Origin of the sequence: Ursidibacter maritimus (assembly GCF_009761395.1) — a bacterium.
Lineage (GTDB): Bacteria > Pseudomonadota > Gammaproteobacteria > Enterobacterales > Pasteurellaceae > Ursidibacter > Ursidibacter maritimus.
This window is the reverse complement of sequence record NZ_LEKN01000013.1, coordinates 458,436-479,842: the sequence shown is the minus strand read 5'-3', so window position 1 is coordinate 479,842 and position 21,407 is coordinate 458,436. Positions and strand designations below refer to the sequence as shown.

20 protein-coding genes are annotated in these 21,407 nt (G+C 37.9%); 8 read left to right on the top strand and 12 right to left on the bottom strand.

The features are described 5' to 3' along the window. Positions 1–488 precede the first annotated feature (488 nt). Entirely contained in the window at positions 489–1,427 is a 939-nt protein-coding gene (locus A1D26_RS05290; RefSeq protein WP_157403025.1) for a factor H binding protein domain-containing protein, read from the bottom strand. A 135-nt stretch (positions 1,428–1,562) separates the two neighbouring features. Here A1D26_RS05290 and purL point away from each other — a divergent pair, with 135 nt between their 5' ends. From purL to A1D26_RS05270, 4 genes are read left to right on the top strand one after another with little or no spacing between them, the layout of a single operon-like run. After that, positions 1,563–5,456, top strand: coding sequence for a phosphoribosylformylglycinamidine synthase (gene purL / locus A1D26_RS05285; RefSeq protein ID WP_157403024.1), 3,894 nt, complete (start codon positions 1,563–1,565; stop codon positions 5,454–5,456). 35 nt (positions 5,457–5,491) lie between these two features. Next, on the top strand, positions 5,492–6,118 hold the full coding sequence (locus A1D26_RS05280) for a dual OB domain-containing protein (protein WP_157403023.1): 627 nt from the start codon (positions 5,492–5,494) through the stop codon (positions 6,116–6,118). Between the two features lie 6 nt (positions 6,119–6,124). Further along, positions 6,125–6,568, top strand: a complete 444-nt coding sequence (locus tag A1D26_RS05275; RefSeq protein WP_218958707.1) for a DUF488 domain-containing protein — start codon at positions 6,125–6,127, stop codon at positions 6,566–6,568. 1 nt (position 6,569) lies between these two features. Further along, positions 6,570–7,205 (top strand): DUF4326 domain-containing protein, encoded by a 636-nt coding sequence (locus A1D26_RS05270; RefSeq protein WP_157403022.1) that lies wholly within the window; start codon positions 6,570–6,572, stop codon positions 7,203–7,205. A 49-nt stretch (positions 7,206–7,254) separates the two neighbouring features. On the opposite strand, the gene A1D26_RS05265 is transcribed toward A1D26_RS05270, so the two are convergent. The 9 genes from A1D26_RS05265 to sppA all read right to left on the bottom strand — a co-directional run bounded on the left by A1D26_RS05265 (position 7,255) and on the right by sppA (position 16,594). After that, a complete protein-coding gene (locus A1D26_RS05265) occupies positions 7,255–7,590 on the bottom strand; it encodes a transposase (RefSeq protein ID WP_269777908.1) in 336 nt (111 codons plus the stop codon). Positions 7,591–7,907: 317 nt separating this feature from the next. After that, the gene (hda, locus tag A1D26_RS05260) at positions 7,908–8,618 is read right to left on the bottom strand and encodes a DnaA regulatory inactivator Hda (protein WP_157403021.1); all 711 of its coding nucleotides are present in this window, start codon (positions 8,616–8,618) and stop codon (positions 7,908–7,910) included. Between the two features lie 85 nt (positions 8,619–8,703). After that, entirely contained in the window at positions 8,704–9,390 is a 687-nt protein-coding gene (gene pnuC / locus A1D26_RS05255; protein ID WP_157403020.1) for a nicotinamide riboside transporter PnuC, read from the bottom strand. Between the two features lie 58 nt (positions 9,391–9,448). Beyond that, complete coding sequence (locus A1D26_RS05250) at positions 9,449–10,066, bottom strand: YfgM family protein (RefSeq protein ID WP_157403019.1); 618 nt, start codon at positions 10,064–10,066, stop codon at positions 9,449–9,451. 23 nt (positions 10,067–10,089) lie between these two features. Beyond that, on the bottom strand, positions 10,090–11,364 hold the full coding sequence (hisS, locus tag A1D26_RS05245) for a histidine--tRNA ligase (protein ID WP_157403018.1): 1,275 nt from the start codon (positions 11,362–11,364) through the stop codon (positions 10,090–10,092). Between the two features lie 64 nt (positions 11,365–11,428). Further along, the gene (locus A1D26_RS05240) at positions 11,429–12,421 is read right to left on the bottom strand and encodes a 2-hydroxyacid dehydrogenase (protein ID WP_157403017.1); all 993 of its coding nucleotides are present in this window, start codon (positions 12,419–12,421) and stop codon (positions 11,429–11,431) included. A 21-nt stretch (positions 12,422–12,442) separates the two neighbouring features. Continuing rightward, the gene (ispG, locus tag A1D26_RS05235) at positions 12,443–13,552 is read right to left on the bottom strand and encodes a flavodoxin-dependent (E)-4-hydroxy-3-methylbut-2-enyl-diphosphate synthase (RefSeq protein WP_157403016.1); all 1,110 of its coding nucleotides are present in this window, start codon (positions 13,550–13,552) and stop codon (positions 12,443–12,445) included. 2 nt (positions 13,553–13,554) lie between these two features. After that, the gene (locus tag A1D26_RS05230) at positions 13,555–14,544 is read right to left on the bottom strand and encodes a RodZ domain-containing protein (RefSeq protein ID WP_157403015.1); all 990 of its coding nucleotides are present in this window, start codon (positions 14,542–14,544) and stop codon (positions 13,555–13,557) included. A gap of 187 nt (positions 14,545–14,731) precedes the next feature. Then, on the bottom strand, positions 14,732–16,594 hold the full coding sequence (sppA, locus tag A1D26_RS05225) for a signal peptide peptidase SppA (RefSeq protein ID WP_157403014.1): 1,863 nt from the start codon (positions 16,592–16,594) through the stop codon (positions 14,732–14,734). A 119-nt stretch (positions 16,595–16,713) separates the two neighbouring features. Between sppA and A1D26_RS05220 the strand changes: the two genes are divergently transcribed. The 4 genes from A1D26_RS05220 to A1D26_RS05205 all read left to right on the top strand — a co-directional run bounded on the left by A1D26_RS05220 (position 16,714) and on the right by A1D26_RS05205 (position 19,129). Continuing rightward, entirely contained in the window at positions 16,714–17,274 is a 561-nt protein-coding gene (locus A1D26_RS05220) for a nitroreductase family protein (RefSeq protein ID WP_157403013.1), read from the top strand. Between the two features lie 15 nt (positions 17,275–17,289). Then, the gene (locus A1D26_RS05215; protein ID WP_157403012.1) at positions 17,290–17,856 is read left to right on the top strand and encodes an elongation factor P hydroxylase; all 567 of its coding nucleotides are present in this window, start codon (positions 17,290–17,292) and stop codon (positions 17,854–17,856) included. A 9-nt stretch (positions 17,857–17,865) separates the two neighbouring features. Beyond that, the gene (kdsB, locus tag A1D26_RS05210) at positions 17,866–18,624 is read left to right on the top strand and encodes a 3-deoxy-manno-octulosonate cytidylyltransferase (protein ID WP_157403011.1); all 759 of its coding nucleotides are present in this window, start codon (positions 17,866–17,868) and stop codon (positions 18,622–18,624) included. An 88-nt stretch (positions 18,625–18,712) separates the two neighbouring features. After that, entirely contained in the window at positions 18,713–19,129 is a 417-nt protein-coding gene (locus A1D26_RS05205; protein WP_157403010.1) for a YidB family protein, read from the top strand. Positions 19,130–19,189: 60 nt separating this feature from the next. Here the strand turns inward: A1D26_RS05205 and dsbB are convergent, their stop codons facing one another. Both dsbB and nhaB read right to left on the bottom strand, forming a co-directional pair. After that, a complete protein-coding gene (gene dsbB, locus A1D26_RS05200; protein WP_157403009.1) occupies positions 19,190–19,729 on the bottom strand; it encodes a disulfide bond formation protein DsbB in 540 nt (179 codons plus the stop codon). Positions 19,730–19,741: 12 nt separating this feature from the next. Beyond that, complete coding sequence (gene nhaB / locus A1D26_RS05195; protein ID WP_157403008.1) at positions 19,742–21,283, bottom strand: sodium/proton antiporter NhaB; 1,542 nt, start codon at positions 21,281–21,283, stop codon at positions 19,742–19,744. Positions 21,284–21,407 lie beyond the last annotated feature (124 nt).

Here is a 21,407-nt window from a genome sequence, read left to right as displayed (position 1 = left end):
TGATAACTCGCGGTTTTTTTGCATATAGGAGGATTAAGTTGTGTGTTAGTTCAGTATTTGCAGTGATTACACCATTAGGAAAACAAAAATATCTGAATCTTATTGCATATCTGAACTTTTTAGTTGTGAGTTTAGTGTATTAGTTTTAATCGATACCCGCTCTAAAACATCGTCTATCATCCTGTCATTAAAACTGAGAAGAGTCTTTATTATAAATTTGCATTGAACTAAATATAGAAAGGATGGCAAATCGTTTAGAAGGATTATTTCTTGAACTTTAAAGAGTCACAATAAATTAGCAAAAAAACGTAATATTTTGTTTATCGAAGGTTTTTTAAATAAAAATAGTTGCTAACATTTAAAGAAAATAAACATTAGCAACAATTGTGTTCACTTGACATAGTTTGGGGTAGAACAGCAACAAATTTCTACTATGCTTTATCGACTAATGCTCCTATTTTCTAACATGGTGTACACTTACTAACTTATTATTTAGTTCCTGCAAACCCAATAGATGCTTCGGCATCTTCTGCTTTCCAATCTTCTTTTAGAGTAAATACCGTTCCGCTAATTTCTTCTGCATTTGGACCGAAGAACTGTAAATGGTAACTTTTAACAGTTTTATCGTCAGTTGCTTTTTCTGCTTTCGCTGTGCCAAAAATACCTAATTGGTTTGATTTAAAGTATTCTGTGATGTATTTATGTTTATTTTCTGTCGTTGTGGTAATGTCGCCTTTTTCTAAATTAATTTTTCCAACATTGTCAATTCCTACAATTTCACCATATCCTTGCTTTTTATCGAAATCAACGTGATAGACAAGAGTTCCTTGTTGCTCTTTGTCAAAAGCGATCCCTTTGTACTGAGCATTTCCTAATTTAGGTAATTGATTTGTTTTGGTGTTATAGCCAACCACATCTTCTATTTCAAAAATCTTAGTTTGAGTAACAATATTCCTATCTATCTTTTTTACAGATGCTGCTGTTTCTAAATTTCCAACAATCGCAGAGTATTGCTGATTATAAATTCGCCAAAATCCCTTTTCATTCCAATGCTCGTTTTCAACATTAAAAGATTCTTCCCAATTTTCTTGCGAAAGTTTGTAACGTGGAAATAAGTCAAGTTCAATATTGTTGTGACCATAGTCTTTACCAAGAATAATAAACTTATGATTTTCAACTGCTTTATCATCAACAGAAATTGTGGCAGTAGATGATTTCTTTTCTACCTTAATATTTTCTCCTAATTTATCTAGTGTACCTGATTGTGGGGTAGAAGATATTTGTGAAGAAGTAGTAGAGCTGCTATTCGGTATCTTATTTAAAGTAGATGTATTTGATGACGTCGGTAAACCGTTAGACCCAGAACTACAAGCTGTTACTGATAGTATTGTTAAACTTAATAGAGATAGTGAGATTGATGTTTTCATAAAATTTGCTCCAATAGGAAATATAGTGTTGGTTCATCATATACCAACTAACCCTCCCTAAGCAAACTAATGCAAACGTTTGCGTAATAGGGTATAATCACGCCAATTTTCTTACATTTTTATGGAACTTCAGTAATGACTGTACAAACTTTTCGTGGCTCTCCAGCCCTATCAGAATTTCGTTTAAATCAACTTTCTCAAAAATTCCAACAACAGCAATTACCCGTTAAGTCCGTTTATGCGGAATATTTGCATTTTGTTGAGCTAAATGCACCGCTTACAGAAGCAGAAACAGTCAAAATTCAAGAATTATTACATTACGGTCCAACGCTTGCCGAACACGAACCAGTCGGCTTTTGCTTAATTGTGACACCTCGTGTAGGGACTATTTCATCTTGGTCTTCAAAAGCCACAGATATTGCCCATAACTGCGGTTTAAAAGCAGTAGATCGTATTGAGCGTGGTTTAGCATACTATTTTGAGTTTAGTTCAGAGCCAACAGCAGAGCAGATCGACACCTTAAAAGGCTTATTACACGACCGTATGTTAGAAACGGTATTAGACAACGTAGAACAAGGTGCAACATTATTTACTCAGCACGAGCCAAAACCATTTACTACTGTTGATATTTTAGCAGGCGGTCGTAAAGCTCTAGAAGAAGCGAATATCAATTTAGGTTTAGCATTAGCCGAAGATGAAATTGATTATTTGGTGGAGAATTTTACCGCACTTGGTCGTAACCCGAATGATATTGAACTCTATATGTTTGCTCAAGCGAACTCAGAGCATTGCCGCCATAAAATCTTTAATGCGGACTGGACCATTGACGGCCATAAACAAGAAAAATCATTATTCAAAATGATTAAAAATACCTTCGAAAAAACGCCTGATTATGTGCTTTCTGCGTATAAAGATAACGCCGCGGTAATGGAAGGTTCAACGGTTGGACGTTTCTTCCCTGACCAAGATGGACAATATCGTTATCACAATGAAGATGCGCATATTTTAATGAAAGTGGAAACGCACAACCACCCAACGGCCATTTCACCTTTCCCTGGAGCTGCAACAGGCTCAGGCGGTGAAATTCGTGATGAAGGGGCAACAGGTCGTGGTGCAAAACCAAAAGCAGGCTTAACAGGCTTTTCAGTCTCTAACTTAGTGATCCCAAACTTTGAACAACCTTGGGAAAATCCACTTTCAAAACCAAACCGTATTGCGTCTGCATTAGATATTATGATTGAAGGCCCACTTGGCGGTGCGGCATTTAACAATGAGTTTGGTCGCCCTGCATTACTTGGTTATTTCCGTACTTATGAAGAAAAAGTGAACAGCTTTGGTGGAGAAGAAGTGCGTGGCTACCATAAACCGATTATGCTGGCAGGCGGTATTGGTAATATTCGTGCGGAACACGTTCAAAAAGGGGAAATCCCAGTTGGTGCGAAGTTGATCGTGCTTGGTGGTCCAGCGATGAATATCGGCTTAGGTGGCGGTGCGGCATCATCAATGGCATCAGGTAAATCAAAAGAAGATTTAGATTTCGCTTCAGTACAACGTGAAAACCCTGAAATGGAACGCCGTTGCCAAGAAGTGATCGACCGTTGTTGGCAACTTGGCGAAGATAACCCAATCCTATTTATTCACGATGTGGGTGCAGGCGGTTTATCGAATGCAATGCCTGAATTAGTCCACGATGGCGAGCGTGGCGGTAAATTTGATCTACGTTCTATCCTGTGTGATGAAAAAGGAATGTCGCCATTAGAAATCTGGTGTAACGAATCACAAGAACGCTATGTATTAGCGGTTGCACCTGAAAAACTCGAATTATTTACCGCACTTTGCGAGCGTGAGCGTGCACCTTTTGCGGTTATCGGTGAAGCAACCGAAGAAAAACACTTGACCCTTGCAGATAGCCACTTTGAGAATAAACCGATTGACTTACCGATGAATGTATTACTTGGCAAAACACCAAAAATGCACCGTCAAGTTTCGTCAAAAGCTGTGGAAAACCCACCGCTTGCACAAGATGATATTCAACTAAAAGAGGCTTTCCATCGTGTATTACGTTTGCCTGTGGTTGCGGAAAAAACTTTCTTAATCACTATCGGTGACCGCTCTGTTACCGCAATGGTGGCTCGTGATCAGATGGTCGGTCCTTGGCAAATTCCAGTGGCAGACTGTGCAGTCACGACCGCAAGTTTAGACAGCTACCACGGTGAAGCAATGTCAATGGGCGAACGTGCACCTGTTGCATTATTAGATTTTGGAGCATCAGCTCGCTTGGCTGTTGCTGAAAGCATTACCAACATTGCGGCAACAGATATCGGTGATATTAAACGCATTAAACTTTCTGCAAACTGGATGTCTGCGGCAGGTCATACAGGCGAAGATGCGGGCTTATATGAAGCGGTAAAAGCAGTGGGCGAAGAGCTTTGCCCTGCGTTAGGCATTACGATTCCTGTGGGTAAAGACTCAATGTCAATGCGTACCACTTGGGAAGAAAATGGCGAACAAAAAGCGGTTACCGCACCGCTTTCACTGGTTATTTCAGCCTTTGCTCGTGTCGAAGATGTGCGTAAAACGGTTACGACACAACTGCGTACCGATAAAGGAGCCACTCGCTTATTATTGATTGACTTAGGCGAAGGAAACAATCGCTTAGGTGCAACAGCACTGGCACAAGTTTACAAACAACTGGGCGACAAACCTGCTGATGTGGTTAATGTTGAAACCTTGAAAAACTTCTTCAATGCAATGCAAGCACTTGTTTCTGAACAGAAATTACTTGCTTACCACGACCGTTCGGACGGTGGTTTAATTACGACCTTAGCGGAAATGGCATTTGCAGGAAATTGTGGTGTAGATGTGGATATCAGTGCCTTAGGCGATAACGATTTAGCCGTTTTATTCAACGAAGAACTCGGTGCGGTGATCCAAATTGCTGACAGCGACTTTGCCAAAGTGCGTGAAATTCTCCAAGCACACAACTTGCTCAATATCACTAAAGAATTAGGAGCAGTGGTTGCTGAAGACCGCTTCGACATCAGTCGTGGTACACGCAAATTACTCAGCGAAAAACGCTCTGAATTGCGTGGGATTTGGGCGGAATTAACCCATCAAATGCAACGTTTGCGTGATAACCCTGAATGTGCCGATCAAGAATTTGAGATGAAAAAAGACCCGAATAACAAAGGGTTATCAGTTCACTTAACCTACGATATCAACGAAGATATTACCGCACCTTATATCAATAAAGGGGTAAAACCAACCATCGCTATCTTGCGTGAACAAGGTGTAAACAGCCATTATGAAATGGCGGCAGCTTTTGACAGAGCAGGATTTAACAGTATTGACGTACATATGAGTGACCTAATGAGCGGACGCAGAAACTTAAAAGATTTCAATGCGTTAGTCGCTTGTGGCGGTTTCTCTTACGGCGATGTATTAGGTGCAGGTGGCGGTTGGGCGAAATCGATCTTATTCAACCCAATGTTGCGTGATCAATTTAGCCAATTCTTCGCAAACCCAAATACCTTAACTCTTGGGGTATGTAACGGTTGCCAAATGGTTTCAAACCTTGCAGAGATTATCCCTGGTACAGAAAACTGGCCACGTTTCGTGCGTAATAAATCAGAACGCTTTGAGGCTCGTGTTGGTTTAGTTCGCATTAATGACACCAACAACCACTGGTTCGCAGGAATGGCAGGTTCTCATATGCCAATTGCCGTTTCCCACGGTGAAGGACAAGTGGAATTCAAGTGGGCAGATCAGCTCAATAATTTGCAAGCACAAAACCTTGTGATTGCCCAATATATCGACAACAACCTACAACCAACCGAAGTCTACCCAGCCAACCCGAACGGCTCGGCTCAAGGTATCACCGCAATCGGTAACACAGACGGACGTGTAGCGATTATGATGCCACACCCAGAGCGTGTATTCCGCACCATCAGCAACTCTTGGCACCCAGAAGACTGGAGCGAAGATGGCGCGTGGATGAGATTGTTTAGGAATGCGAGGGTGAATCTTTAAATATTCTCTATTAAAATATCAAAGGGATTACTTTTATGAATAAAACAATAGTTATATTAGCGAAATCCATAAAAAATGGTCATTTTTGTATAGCAGGTAAAGATATTCTCACTAATGACTGGATTAGACCAGTTTCTACTAGAGATGGAGGTGCTATAACTGATATACAATCAAGGATAACTTTTGAGGGAGGACCTAAGCCATATCCTTGTAAATTATTAAATCAGGTTTCAATAAATTTCTCTGAGCATGTACCTAGAAATCACCATCCTGAGGATTATTTGATTAGTGATAGCCAGTGGATACATCGATATAATTATAATGACGAATTAGCTAATTTATTAGATCATCCTAATGATTTATGGGGAAGAGGAGCCAGAATCCCACAAGATACAATGATAGGAGCATCTCTGTATATTGTAAGGGTCTCAAATGTAACATTAAGAGTATCCTTAGATCAAAATGGAAACAGAAAAAGGAGAATGGATTTTATTTATAATGATATACCATATAATGATATTCCCTGTACTGATCCATCATTTGATACTAGAATAGGAGATAGTGAGTATCTACCTTATGATAATGCTATTATAGTGTTAAGCATAGGTGAGCTATTTAATGGCTATCATTATAAATTAGTTGCTACAATATTCAGTGAGTAGGTGAATATGATAAACATTAATACAATAGGATTTACAGAAAAATCGGCTGAGCAATTCTTTGAATTACTGCGTAACTCTAATACAAATTTATTAATTGATGTAAGAATAAACAACTCATCTCAACTATCTGGATTTGCAAAAAAGAATGATCTTAAATTTTTCTTAAAAGAGTTATGCAGTATTGACTATATACATATGCCTGAACTAGCTCCAACTAATAATTTGCTAAAGTTATATCGTTCAGGAGATATTTCTTGGAAACAATACGAGGATTCTTTCCTGAATTTAATGGCAAAACGTAGAATAGAAAAATTAGTTAATAATCATTTATTAGAAAATGGATGCCTGTTATGTAGCGAACATAAACCACATTATTGTCATAGAAGACTAGTAATTGAATATTTGAATAAAGAAGCAAATTTTAATTTATCAGTTAAACATTTATATTAGCATGAAAAAAATACTTATTTTATACCCTGAGCAATTTAAGTCAGAAAGTAAATTTAATAGAAAATTGGATATTATTTTGAGTAGAAGCAAAGAATTAATTCTTGTTGCATTAGAAGATAAAAATAAATTAATTGAAAGATACTCTAGTGTTAGGGGATATAGTTTTATTTTTAAAGATCAATTTAATTTGAATGATATCACTCATGCTATTATTTTTGATGATGGTGAGGAATTTAAAGAAGAACTGAATTTAATTAAAGCTTATAAATTACCATTTCGTTTTATAGAAATAAAAATAACACGAGTTATTAATATTGATAGGGAAGATCCATACCAATATGGAGATAAATATGAATATATTGGTAGAAATCCAAAGAGAGATAAAAACAAGCCTATTTGGTCTAATCCATATTCTATGTATGACTTTCAAATAGGAGAAGATTCTGATGAATTGAGTCGTGATAGTGTCATTCAGAAATTTGCATATGGATTTGAAAGGGATAATCTTCCAACAAATTTGAAAAAAGAGGATACCCATCAATTAGCAGGGAAAAGATTAGGGTGCCATTGCAAACCTGAAAAATGCCATGGCGACATAATTGCTGATTATTTAAATAGTCTAGATGATGGTAAATAAAATTCTTCCCTTGATAGTGCTCGTGTCCTCACCATAACTGTTCGAAACCCTAACTCGGAGCCCAAACATCATCAGCTTTGTTTGGGTCTCCGCCACAAATAATAACCACTTCTTTTATTAATAAACTTTCTAATTCTAACGCCATTTTTAATTTCGTAATCTTATAACCAGATAAATTATTTTCCTTTTTATAAACTAATATTAATATCGCCGAAATTAATGCCATATACATTTCAACTTGCATTCCATTATAGTGGTGAGATAATAAATGACTAAAATTTAAATTTTGTTTCAAAAAATTAAAGAAAACCTCAATTTCCCAACGTTTCTTATATAATTCCGCAATCTCTAATGCCCTGTATGTCTTATTATTTGTAAGGAAAATAAAGACGCCGATGGCGTCGTATCCACATCAGTGCCTTTTCCACATCTAATTCGTTAAAAACACTCATCACAGATGAACACTATCCTCTCTTTCATGTATCTAACGTTTTATTTTGTCCATTACATCTAAAAAATCTGTACCTTAATCAGTTGGTTATTTAGCCAAACTTTTGGGAGGTGGTTTAAAAAGTTTCTTTTTAACATTAGTGAATCATTGTTATGAGCGAAAAATAAGTGGGAAATAAGCTAAGAGGTTTCTCAACTATTTTTCCTATACCTAAGTATAAATTGATTGTTATGGTTCATTGTTTAATCCCATCAAAGCTTTAAAATACTTTTAATAAAAGGGATGGTCAGTTTACGCTGTGCTTGCAACGATGCTTTATCTAAAATTTCAAGTTTGTTGAGTAATACTTGTAGATCTCGATCTATTCGTTTTAATAAGTAGCTGGCGACTTCATCAGGTAATTCTAATCCCTTGCGGTGTGCACTACGCTGTAAAATAGTTTGTTTTTGTTCATCGGTTAAATCATCAAGACGATATACTTCCCCCCAATTTAGACGAGAGCGTAAATCAGGTAGTTTGATCGCTAAACTATTTGGCGGTTGGTCTGCACTAATCAGTAGAAGTGTTTTTTTCCCTTGGCTAAATAGCCCTTGTTGTTCACGAATTTGATTAAATAAATTAAAAATAGCTAATTCCCACTCTTCATTACCTGCAATAATTTGCAGATCATCTAAACAAATAACATCGAGCTGATCGGCATTATCTAAGACGCTAGGTGAGAAATATTGGGATTTCTCAAGAGGGATATAACTAGATGACAGGTTATTCAATAAATAATGATTACTTACTGCCTTTAACAAATGGCTTTTACCACTACTGCGTCCACCCCAGATATAGAAAAACGGCTGTTGGACATCTATAAAATTTTGATGTAGCGAATCTAACAGCAATAAGCTATTTTCTGAGTAGAAATTTTCGAGTGTTTCATCATCAATTTGATGAATAGGTAGTGGTAATTGCAAGGTCTAAATTTAGTTGAAAAAGGAGCGTAAAGCATAACGGAAAAAGCCAAGATTGAGAAGTATCAACCTTGGCTTTCAATGCTAATTAAGCCATTTTTTGTAGCTTAATCCAGTTATAGTAACCGTACAGTGAGTTTAATAAGTAAGCTGAGTACATAATGTACATAGAAGGGTTTTCTGCCCAAAGTACGATAGAAAGAATATTTAGTACAATCCAAAGTAGCCATTGTTCACGATAACGTAATAACATTAAACCTTGTGCTGCGACAACAATAATAGTGGTTAAGCCGTCTAAGCCTGTTGAGCTACCCCCAGCCGCATTCAATGCTTGCACGAAAAGTAGAGTGCCGATTGTAATAAAGGCAGCTAGTACTAACCAGCCTTTTACACTTAATGCTTTTACGATAACCGCTTCACTTTTTCCTGCATTTTGCATATGTTCTTTCCATAGGAAATAGCCGATAAATTGGGCAGGAATATAAACGTATAAGGTTGTATTCATTTCGCCAAGGAAATTTTGTCCTAAAGAAACATAGAAATAGCTATATGCAAAGATCAAGCCAAATAAATAGTTACTGATTTTTCCTTTGGTGATAAATACATTACAGATGATACCTGAAATACCCGCTACCATTCCTAAAATAGAATCTGGGCTATGGATATAAATCCCAATTTGGGCTGCAATGAATAGGAAAAGCCAAGCAACTTCAAAAGGCTTCCAATCATTAAATAAATCGCTTTTTAATTGTTGTAGAAATTGAGTACCGTTCATTTTGTCTCCTTAATAATGAAATAAAACAAAGGATTGTGTTGCCACAATCCTTTCTTACTTATAAATTATTTAAACGTACGTCGATCAATAGTTGTTCTTCTGCTTTTGCATTTGCTTTAGCTTGTTCATAGGCACTTTTAGCTGCGTCTTTATCACCTTTAGCGATTAAGATGTCACCGGTTAAAACCTGCTTGCGAAGTTCCCACGCTTTATCTTTCACATTACTTAATGCAGACAATGCGGCATCAAAGTTTTTGAGTTGATATTCCACAGTTGCTAGACGAAAACGAATAACATTGTGCAATGTTGCATCTTCAGTGGTTGTCAATGCTTGCTCCAATAGTGTTTTTACTGCGTTGAAGTCGCCTTTTTCAGCAAGTTGCTTTGCTTGTTCTAATTGAGCAAAGACGACATAAGAGCCTTTATGTTCAGTGATAAACTTCTCGACAAGCGGTGCGTTTTTACTTGGATCTTGCAAATAGCTTTCCATGACTTGTTGGTAAGTTGCCGATGTGCTTTGAGCTACTTCAACTTGATGTTTTTTCCAGTAATTCCAACCAAATGTTGCACCTGACACTAAACAGATAGCTAATAAGATTGGCGTACCATTTTGCTTAAACCAGTTCTTTGCTTCATTAAATTGTTGTTCTTCTGTACTGTTAAGATATTCGCTCATTTTTTATTCCCTATATTGAAACGTTATGCAAAACGTTTAGTTAATTCCGCAATCACATCGGTTTGTGAAATCGTGATTTGATCTACTTCGCCAAAAAGATCTTTTACCACAACACTATTATTTTCGACTTCGCTTTCACCTAGCACCAGTGCAATCTTCGCTCCTGATTTATCTGCTCGTTTAAATTGTTTTTTGAAATTACCACCACTTGCGTGTTGCATAACGCGTAATTGTGGCAATGCAGAACGTAGTCTTTCTGCCAAGTTAAAGGCAGCTGCAGTTGTACCTGTACCTTGATAAACAACGTAAACATCAACAGGACGAGCAAGTTGAACATTTGGATTAACTTCTTGAACCAATAATACCAAGCGTTCTAATCCCATTGCAAAACCAACACCTTCTGTGGAATGTCCGCCAAGTTGAGCCACTAAGCCATCATAACGTCCACCACCACATACTGTGCCTTGTGCACCTAGAGCTGTGGTTACCCATTCAAAGACGGTTTTATTGTAGTAGTCTAAACCACGCACTAATTTCTGATTTACTTCATAATGAATTCCCATTGCATCTAAAATTGAGCAAAGTGTTTCAAAATGGCTTTTCGATTCTTCATCTAAGAAATCGTGTAGTTTAGGAGCGTTATTCAGCACTTCTTGGATTGCTTGATTTTTTGTATCCAAAATTCGCATTGGGTTAGTATGCAAGCGACGTTTACAATCTTCGTCAAGAATATCTAAATGGTTTTGTAAGAAGGCAACTAAGGCTTCACGATATTTAGTACGAACTTCTAAACCACCGATAGAATTCAGTTGCAAACTAACGTGTTGATCGATACCTAATTTTTTCCATAAACGAGCCGTTAAGAGAATAAGCTCTGCATCGGCTTCAGCATTCGAAATACCAAAAATTTCTACACCAGCTTGGTGGAATTGGCGATAGCGTCCTTTTTGTGGGCGTTCATAACGGAACATTGGGCCAATATACCACAAGCGTTGTTCTTGGTTATAGATCCAACCATGTTCAATTGCTGCACGAACACAACCTGCAGTGCCTTCTGGGCGTAATGTTAAGCTTTCTTCATCACGCACAAAGGTAAACATCTCTTTTTCAACGATATCGGTTGCTTCACCAACACCACGTTCAAAAAGTGCGGTTGATTCAATGATTGGGCTACGCATTTCGCTGTAACCATAGCTTGCTAAAGTGTCTTTAATTTGCCCTTCAACCCATTGCCATAAAGGTGTTTCAGTTGGCGAGCAATCATTCATTCCACGAATTGCTTGAATTGTTTTTGCCACGTTATTTTCCTATTTTTTATTATTTGCAAAATCTTTAGTATTTCTCACCGCTTATTACATAGGGTTATGTATTCACCTGATTTACACAAGGCGTGTGAGTTTGTAATGTTTGAATGTTAGAAAGTGTTACATCCGAAATATTCATTAAGGCTTCTTCTGTTAAGAACGCTTGATGCCCTGTCAGTAAGACATTATGACAAGACGAAATACGACGGAAAACATCATCAAGAATAACATCATTCGATTTATCTTCAAAAAAGAGTTCTCGTTCGTTTTCATATACATCTAAGCCCAATGCACCAATTTTACGTTCTTTTAATGCTTCAATCGCATCTGTTGTATTGATTAACGAGCCACGACTAGTATTGATGATCATTACCCCTTCTTTCATTTTATCAAAACTCTCTTTGTTCAAAAGATGGTAGTTTTCTGCGGTAGCAGGACAATGCAATGTGATTACATCTGATCTTGCATAAAGTTCATCTAACCCAACATAAGTTGCACCAATTTCTTCAGCCACAGGATTTTTGAATGGATCAAATGCTAAAATTTGCATTCCAAACCCTTTTAAAATTCGCATTGTGGCAATTCCGATTTTTCCCGTCCCAATTACGCCAACAGTTCGCCCGTGCATATTAAAGCCGATTAGCCCTTCAAGAGAAAAGTTAGCATCACGTGTCCGCTGATATGCTCGATGAATACGGCGGTTCAAGGTCATCATTAACCCAACGGTATGTTCTGCTACGGCTTCTGGTGAATAAGCAGGCACTCTTACAACTTGTAAGCCTAATTGCTTCGCAGCTTCTAAATCAACGTTATTAAACCCAGCGCAACGCAAAGCGATCATTTTAGTACCTTGCTCAGCCAATTTGGTTAAAACAGCACGACTGCCATCATCATTCACAAAAATACAAACCGCGTCACAGCCTTCCGCCATTTTGACTGTCTGTTCATTGAGCATAAAATCAAAAAATTCCAGTTCAAAACCATATTGTTGGTTTGCTTGTTCTAGATATTTACGATCATAGCTTTTGGTACTAAAAACAGCGATTTTCATTTTGTTTCCTAAGATGTTTGTTTAAATTTGGCTTATTTCAATACGATTATGTTGTTCTGCCACTCTTGCACGAATTTTTGCTTCGAGTTGATCAATCAATTTCTCATTATCAAAACGTTCTTTTTGACGAACACCATCAAGATAATAGCCACTCATTTTATTACTGCCTGTAACGCCTAAGTCAGACACCAATGCTTCGCCAGGGCCGTTTACTACACAACCGATAATGGATACGTCCATCGGCGTAATAATATCTTCTAAACGCTGTTCTAACGCATTGACAGTACCGATTACATCAAACTCTTGACGAGAGCAAGTCGGGCAGGCAATAAAGTTGATGCCACGAGAACGAATACGTAATGATTTTAGAATATCAAAGCCAACTTTAATTTCTTCTACGGGATCGGCCGCGAGTGAAACTCGTAATGTATCTCCGATGCCTTCGGATAATAACAATCCTAATCCAATGGCGGATTTTACCGCCCCCGCTCTTGCTCCACCCGCTTCGGTAATGCCTAAATGGATTGGCTGTTTAATCGCTTTAGCAAGCAAGCGGTAAGATTCGACCGCTAAAAAGACATCAGATGCTTTTACGCTTACTTTAAATTGTTCAAAGTTCAGACGATCTAATATCTCAACGTGGCGAAGTGCAGATTCCAATAGTGCTTCTGGTGTTGGCTCGCCAAATTTTTCTTGAATATCTTTTTCAAGAGAACCTGCATTTACACCAATACGAATAGGAATATTTTTATCTCTAGCACAATCGACAACCGCACGAATACGTTCCTCTTTACCGATATTGCCTGGATTGATTCGCAAGCAATCTACGCCATATTCGGCAACTTTGAGTGCAATACGATAATCAAAATGAATATCTGCAACGAGTGGCACATTGACTTGTTGTTTAATCACTTTAAAGGCTTCTGCCGCATCCATTGTTGGTACAGAAACTCGTACAATATCTGCTCCAACACGCTCTAAGGCTTTAATCTGTGCCACAGTTGCTTCCACATCTGTTGTGCGAGTATTGGTCATTGATTGTACAGCTATCGGTGCATCGCCCCCCACAGGCACATTCCCGACATAAATTTTGGTCGATTGACGACGCTTAATTGGTGGTTCTTTTAACATTTTTACTTCGCTAAAGGTAATTTAAAACGAGCAACACGCCCATCAACTTTCAGTGGTACTTCCTGCCCTTTGTAATAGATTTTTACATTACCTGGGGCTCCAACGGTTAAGCTATATTGCTCATTACCATTAAATGTGAGAACCTCACCACTGTTATATAATTTTTCGGCTAAACGTTTGCGTTTGCCGTCTCGCACTGTAATCCAACTTTGTGCGTTGGTAATCTCAATACGTAATTCATCATTGCCTATTGACTGAGTTTGTTCAGCTGGAGTTTCTTCCGTTTTTACTGGTTCTACCACAGCACCTTGTTCAGAGACATTTTGTTGCAAGATATTGACTGGAACTTGTGTGTTTTCTGTTGATGTTGCATTATTTTCGCTAGAAGTTACCGCTTTGGTTGTGTCATCTGTTGTAGTAGCCGTTTCTGTCGGTATTGCATCAGCAGGCTGGATAGTAACACTACTTGAAGATGGTTCTGATTGTGCTTCAACTGTTGGTGATACTGTTGCAACAGAAGGTGTTTCAGTGGTTGGTGCTGCTTGCATTACTGAAATATTGTTACTCACAAGCTCATCGCTACTCATTTTCTCTTTCTGATGTTCTTGCCACCACCATGCGAGAGTCATTCCAACTGCACAAAGTAGAATTAACCACGTCAATGTTTTCACCCAACGAAGTTGAGATTTTTGATTATGCACAGGAATATTGGAAACTGGGCGTTTTACTTCATTTGGGATGGTCACTTCGCCATAATTGACACTATTCACGAGTTCTTCTGGTAAACGTAAAAAACGTACGTAATTGCGCACATAACCACGTACGAATGTTGGCGGAACATTTTGTAGAATGAAAATATCATTTTCTAACGCTTCGATATGATTTTTCTTTAAATTCGTTTTACTCGCAATATCTTCAATGGAAAGATCTAATGCTTCTCGTGCATTTTTTAGTTGTTGCCCTAAAGAGAGCATGTCGGTCGTTTCGGTCATTTTACGTACTCGTATTATTTGCTTATTTAAAATAAAAAATTAGTCGGAAGTTTAAAGAGATATAACTTGTTTTGCAATCTTCATAATGTAAGAAGCGTAAATTTCAAGAGTTTAGCTAATAAGCAAGCGGTAGGATTATGACAAATTTTTGCAAAATATGCTGATAATCTAACCGCTTATCTTTTCACTATTTAACGCTACCGCAGTTCAAACAGTATAAATAAGTTTGTTTTGGGTCGTTCAATTTTTCTAGGACATCTTTAGAGCGTGAGAGTTGCTCACTAAAAGGCAAGTTTAACCAACGAGCAATATATACTTTACTTTGCATTTTGAAATCTCGCATTACTTGGCTAAGTAAATCATATTCTTGTTCGATTAGCCATTGAGTTTCAAACTTTTCAATCGCAGGTTTGCCTTCACTTTGGCGTTTTTGGTTAATGATTTCAGCTGTTATTGCATAAGCATCATCGAAATCGCCTAGTTGATCTACTAAGCCCTTTTTAAAGGCAGTTGAGCCTAACCACACTTGCCCTTGAGCGACGTTATCGACGGCAGTTTTATCCATTTTACGCCCACGACTAACCAGATCTAAGAAGCGATCATAACCATTTTCAATACTGATTTGGATGACTTCACTTTGCTCTTTCGGTAGCGATTTTAATGTCGATTGGCTTGCTAGTGGTGAGGTGGATACGCCATCTTCATTGATCCCTAATTTCTTAGCGGTTTTTTCAAAGGTAACGGCTAAACCAAAAATACCAATAGAACCAGTTAAAGTACTTGGACTAGCAATGATTTTATCGCTCGTTGCAGCAATCCAGTATCCCCCTGAAGCTGCCATTCCACCCATTGAGGCAATAACTGGCTTACCTGCTTGCTGTAAGGCTTCGGTTTGCTGGCGAATCAGTTCCGATGCCATTGCACTGCCACCTGGACTATTGATGCGTAAAATAACACCTTTAATTGTGTCATCATCTTGGGCTTGTTGGAGTAATTTTACGATAGTATCGCTTCCCGCAGAGTTTTCGTCGCTCTCTCCCCAAGTAATTTCCCCTTCTACATTGACAACTGCAATTTTATTCTCGCCTGTAACATCGAAACGATCCGTTAATGATGCTGCATAGTCAAAGAAATCAATATGGCGGTAACCTTTTTCGCTATCTTCACCAAAGATATCAATTAAAATCTGGTTGAGTTGTTGAGTAGTCACTAATTCGGTAACTAATTTGCGGTTTAAGGCATATTGTGCATCATCACCTTTAGCTTGCTTAAACTGTTCAATATACACTTTTGGATCTGGTACTACGGATTTTGCATCAATCGCAAGATTTTGAGCAATTTGTAGACTGAACTGTTGCCATAATTGATTGATCCATAAGCTTGCATTTTGACGTGCTTCTGGCGACATATCATCACGCAAAAAGGGTTCTACGGCAGATTTATAAGTTCCTACTCGGAAAATATGCGGAACAGCTTCAATTTTCTCAAATAACGTTTTGAAGTAGAGATTAGAGTAATTTAGCCCGTGTAGGTCCACAAACCCGACTTTATTGAGGTAAATTTTGTCCGCAAAGCTGGCTAAATAGTATTGTTGCTGTGAATAATGCTCTCCAACAGCAACGATAGGTTTATTTGTTGCTTTGAATTCATTGAGTTGTTTGCCCACAAATTGTAATGACGAGAGATCACCACCTTCAAAGTATTTTAAATCTAATACTAACCCTGTTACACGCTCGTCTTGTGCTGCTTTTCTTATCGCTCTGACAACATCAAAAGTTGAAATTTTGACAGGCTCACTTTCTCCACCTAACTCAGATTGTAAGAAACGATGAAAATCACCAAACTCATCGTGGTTATCTGCTAAATAGCCATCTAAATTCAGCATCAATGCCCCTTTATCAAAGGGTAACTGATTATTCGATTCTGTATCGCTTTGTATCAAACTGACAATTGCAAAACAGATTAGTACGAATAAAATAAAAAAGAGACTAATAACAAATTCCCGAAAGATTCGGAAAACGCGATAAAGACTTTTTAACACTGATAACATAATATGGATGAAATAGGGAAATTTGCCGTATAAAGTACCATAAAAATGGGCGGAATTTAACAGAATGTGCTATTCTCCCACATAAATTTTTACCTAATAAATCAAGCAAGGAATACTTAGTGAAGACGTTAGATCTATTACAACTTCGCCGTTCTAGCAAAAAATTTGGCACAAAAGCACCAAATAAAGCACAATTAGATATCATCTTCAAAGCCGCACTTCGTGTGCCAGATCACGGACATCTCAAGCCTTATCAATTTTTTGTTATTGAACAACAACAATTAGTCACCTTTAGAGATTATCTCAACGCTGCAGCAGAGGAATTTGATTTAGGCGAAGACGGATCTAAAAAAGCTAAAAAAATCAGTTCACAAGCCCCGATGATTATTGCTGTGGTAGCAAAAGTTACCAAAGATTTACCGAAAGTACCCGCTTGGGAGCAGATTGTTACCGCGGGTTGTGCAACCTATGCCATTCAATTAGCCGCTAATACTTTAGGTTTTGAAACCTGTTGGATTACCAATAAATGGGTAAATGGATCTGCATTGCGTCAAGCATTACATTGTCAAGATGCGGATAAAATTGTTGCCTTATTGATGATCGGATCTCCCGAAGAAGGCGAAATTACCCTTGCTAGCCAAACTGAAGATATTTCTGGCTTTGTTCACTATTTAAAATAACTTATACGATCTAAAATGAACCAAAACGAACATAAATACGAAGATTTGATCGCTATTTTCGATAGTTGCTTTAGCCAAAGTTATAATACTCGACTAGAACGTGGGAGTGATTATCCTATTTATCTGCCTGAATTTATTGATGAAGATAATACCCCAAGTGAGCGTCCTTATAATGTTATTTTATTTGCTCACGGCTTTTATAGCAGTGCTTTACACGAAATAGCTCATTGGCTCGTTGCGGGCAAAGAACGCCGAAAATTAGAAGATTTTGGATATTGGTATGAACCTGATGGACGTTCTGCAGAACGCCAAAGAGAGTTTGAACAAGTTGAAGTTAAACCGCAAGCGATTGAATGGATTTTAGCGACTGCGGCTAACTTTCGTTATTTCGCCAGTGCAGATAATTTAACAGGCAATGCAGGCGATAATAGTGCATTTAAGCAAGCGGTTTATCAACAGGTGCAAACCTATGCGGAAAAAGGTTTACCATTACGAGCAGAACAGCTACGTCAAGCACTTTGTCAGTTCTACGGTACACCAAATTTTATTGACTTATCTCGTTTCGATTTAGCTAAAATTTAGGAGCTTAAAATGGCTTTTACTGTCATCATTCCAGCACGCTATGCGTCCACCCGCTTACCCCGTAAACCCCTATTGGATATTGCCGGTAAACCGATGATCCAACACGTTTGGGAAAAAGCTCAATTATCGGGGGCTGAGCGTATTATCGTGGCAACAGATCATCCTGAAATTGAACAAGTGGTTACTAATTTTGGTGGTGAAATTTGCTTAACATCGGATAAACATAATTCAGGAACGGAACGTTTAGCGGAAGTTATTGAGAAAATGGCAATCCCTGATAGCGAAATTATTGTCAATATTCAAGGCGATGAACCGTTAATTCCCCCAGTGATTGTTTCTCAAGTCGCGAATAATCTTGATCAGCACCAAGTTAATATGGCAACTCTTGCTGTTAAACTCACGACAAAAGAAGAATTATTTAATCCAAATGTGGTTAAAACATTGACAGATAAACAAGGAATGGCACTCTATTTTTCTCGAGCACCAATACCTTTTGCTCGAGATGATTTTGCTGATTGTAATGACCAATTTGTTCAACAACAAAACTACCTACGCCATATTGGCATCTATGCTTATCGAGCTGGATTTATAAAACAATATGTTGCTTGGCAGCCGACTCAGCTTGAACAATTAGAATCACTAGAACAGCTTCGAGCACTGTGGTACGGAGAAAAAATTCATCTTGATCTTGCTAAAAAAGCCCCACAGGTCGGGGTAGATACCGCTGAAGATCTAGAACGAGTACGCCAGATTTTATCTGAGCAGTAATATCAACCCAAGCGGTGAGAACAGCATAAACATTTGCAAATGTTGATTGGAAACTCACCGCTTATTTTTGTAATTTTTAGGAGCATTTATGTTAGGAAACATTTTAGGATCTGTTGCATCATCTGTATTAGGTGGCGGAGAAGGTCAAACCAAAGCATTACAACTGATTCAAGCATTATTACAATCACAAGGTGGAATACAAGGCTTAATTGAAAAATTCCAACAAGGTGGATTAGAGCAATTAGTGAAGTCGTGGATTAGTACAGAAGAAAACCAACCTATTTCAGCTTCACAGATTCTTGATGTTTTTGGTCAAAAGAATATTGATTCTGCTGCCGAAGAAGTCGGAGTAGCACAGCAAGAAGCACCTAATTTATTATCTGAGTACTTGCCTAAGATTGTTGATTCTCTTAGTCCAAATGGAGAATTAGATCTCAAAAATTTAGATACTGGTGCCTTACTACAACAAGGTGCGAAAGCGGTATTAGGTAAATTATTTAGTTAATTGAATTTAGGTGTGATGGATAGAATATAGCAACTATTTAGCACACCTAAATCCTTGAAATTAAGAAAATAAATTACGTTCTCTCATTCCTGAAGAGCGTTTAAACTGGCTTAATACAAGGCAAGCAAATAGCACAGTGTAAACTGCAAAAATAGCAATTAACCATTGTGGCATACTCAGCCCCCAAAATTGCCATACAATTTTTCCGCAATTACCAGATGCCTCGAAGATAGATGGGAACCAAACATTTAATGGTAAGGTTTCAGGAAATTCAACAAAAGGCGAGCATTGGTTCCAAGGTGCAGGGTTAAGTTGATAATCAGTATGTTTAATTGCAAGAGTTAACCCTTTGACTGCACCGTATGAACCAAGTAAAAGAGCAATCCAACGTGTAAGTATAAATCTAGGTGCTAAAAAACCTATCATTCCCGCCACTAAAATAGCGAGTAATGCCAGACGTTCATAAATACACATTACACAAGGGTTCAGACCCATTCCATGTTGGAAATATAGAGCAGTTGCTTCTAATGCAACACAGCTTGTTGTTAGGAGCAACCAAGCCCCTCTTGTGAATGAAAGCTCTTTTAAGTAATTGAACATAGCGGTTCCTATTTAACGGGTTACAATCCAACCCCATTCTAGTAGTAGTTCTGTAAATGGTTGGAGTAAAAATTCCATTGAAATGAAACCAACCACAGATAACACAATGGTATAAGGCAGTGCCATATAGACCATTCTACCATAAGATAAACGAATTAACGGAGCAAATGATGACGTTAATAGGAATAAAAAGGCGGCTTGTCCATTGGGTGTTGCAACAGAAGGTAAGTTTGTACCTGTGTTGATCGCCACAGCAATTAAATCAAATTGTGAACGTTCAATTGCACCAGACATAAGTGCTGATTTGGCTTCATTGATATAAACAGTCCCCACAAACACGTTGTCTGATATGCTTGAAAGCAACCCATTGAAGACATAAAACAGGGCGAGTTGCGAATCTTTTTCTGCCGCAAGAACTAGCTGAATGATAGGGTCAAATAATTTTAGATCGACAATTACAGCGACAACAGAGAAGAATACAACTAATAACGCAGTAAATGGGAGAGATTCTTGAAATGATTTTCCAAGTGCGTGTTCGTCATTGATTCCACAAAATGCAGTGCAGATAATAATAATCGTCAAGCCGATAAGTCCGACATCCGCAAGATGCAATGCTAAGCCGATAATTAACCATACGCCTGCTACTGCTTGAACGGCTAGTTTTAAGCGATCTTGTTTTGTCATTTTTCGCTCTTTTTGGATATTGTAATGTGCTAAAACAACCCAAACTTTGCGTGGTAAGCGGTCTCCATATCCAAATACTTTGTATTTTTCTACAAGGTAACAAGTGGCTATGCCGCAGAGTAATACAGTTATGCTGATGGGTGAGACTCGTAGGAAAAACTCACCGAATCCCCACTCTGCCTGTGCTGCAATAATTAAATTTTGCGGTTCACCCACCATTGTCATTACACCACCTAGAGCACTCCCCACCCCCGCGTGCATCAGTAAACTACGTAAAAAACCGCGAAATTGCTCTAAAATTGCTTTATTGTTCGCAATCTTGTCGTCATTGGTAATATCTGTTGAATCTTCAAAGCTATTACCAGAGGCTACTTTATGATAAACCCCATAAAAGCCTACCCCAACACTAATAATTACCGCAATAACCGTTAGTGCATCTAAAAATGCGGATAGAAATGCAGCACTTAAACAGAATGATAGGGAAAGTATTTTCTTAGAATGGATTGCAATGATCAATTTAGTAAATGCATACAAAAGAAGTTGTTTCATAAAGTAGATACCTGCCACCATAAACATCAGTAGCAGAATAACATCAAAATTTGCCACAATTTCGTGTTTGATATGGTGTGGGCTTGTCATTCCAATTGCAACAGCTTCGATAGCAAGTAAACCACCAGGTTGGAGTGGATAGCACTTTAATGCCATTGCGAGTGTAAAAATAAATTCCGCAACCAGTACCCATCCTGCGATAAATTCACTGATAAAGAAATAAATCAGTGGATTAATGATTAAAAATGCCAAAATAGCAATTTTGTACCATTCTGGCGAATTGCCTAAAAAATTTTTGAAAAAAGCGTCTAAATTCTTCATAAGATTTTCTTCTCGAAAGGTAATCAAAACAGATGAATTGTAATATACTTTAGATTGAACGATAATAGAGAATGTTATGATTTAGTTTTAGTAATTTTGATTTTTGATAACTAAGTCGCAAATT

Coding starts and splice junctions, on each gene's coding strand:
- A1D26_RS05275 (WP_218958707.1), top strand. CDS start 6,125: ATGATAAACATTAATACAATAGGATTTACAGAAAAATCGGCTGAGCAA.
- A1D26_RS05230 (WP_157403015.1), bottom strand. CDS start 14,544: ATGACCGAAACGACCGACATGCTCTCTTTAGGGCAACAACTAAAAAAT.
- purL (WP_157403024.1), top strand. CDS start 1,563: ATGACTGTACAAACTTTTCGTGGCTCTCCAGCCCTATCAGAATTTCGT.
- A1D26_RS05205 (WP_157403010.1), top strand. CDS start 18,713: ATGTTAGGAAACATTTTAGGATCTGTTGCATCATCTGTATTAGGTGGC.
- A1D26_RS05270 (WP_157403022.1), top strand. CDS start 6,570: ATGAAAAAAATACTTATTTTATACCCTGAGCAATTTAAGTCAGAAAGT.
- A1D26_RS05240 (WP_157403017.1), bottom strand. CDS start 12,421: ATGAAAATCGCTGTTTTTAGTACCAAAAGCTATGATCGTAAATATCTA.
- dsbB (WP_157403009.1), bottom strand. CDS start 19,729: ATGTTCAATTACTTAAAAGAGCTTTCATTCACAAGAGGGGCTTGGTTG.
- A1D26_RS05290 (WP_157403025.1), bottom strand. CDS start 1,427: ATGAAAACATCAATCTCACTATCTCTATTAAGTTTAACAATACTATCA.
- pnuC (WP_157403020.1), bottom strand. CDS start 9,390: ATGAACGGTACTCAATTTCTACAACAATTAAAAAGCGATTTATTTAAT.
- A1D26_RS05280 (WP_157403023.1), top strand. CDS start 5,492: ATGAATAAAACAATAGTTATATTAGCGAAATCCATAAAAAATGGTCAT.
- ispG (WP_157403016.1), bottom strand. CDS start 13,552: ATGTTAAAAGAACCACCAATTAAGCGTCGTCAATCGACCAAAATTTAT.
- nhaB (WP_157403008.1), bottom strand. CDS start 21,283: ATGAAGAATTTAGACGCTTTTTTCAAAAATTTTTTAGGCAATTCGCCA.
- sppA (WP_157403014.1), bottom strand. CDS start 16,594: ATGTTATCAGTGTTAAAAAGTCTTTATCGCGTTTTCCGAATCTTTCGG.
- A1D26_RS05250 (WP_157403019.1), bottom strand. CDS start 10,066: ATGAGCGAATATCTTAACAGTACAGAAGAACAACAATTTAATGAAGCA.
- kdsB (WP_157403011.1), top strand. CDS start 17,866: ATGGCTTTTACTGTCATCATTCCAGCACGCTATGCGTCCACCCGCTTA.
- A1D26_RS05215 (WP_157403012.1), top strand. CDS start 17,290: ATGAACCAAAACGAACATAAATACGAAGATTTGATCGCTATTTTCGAT.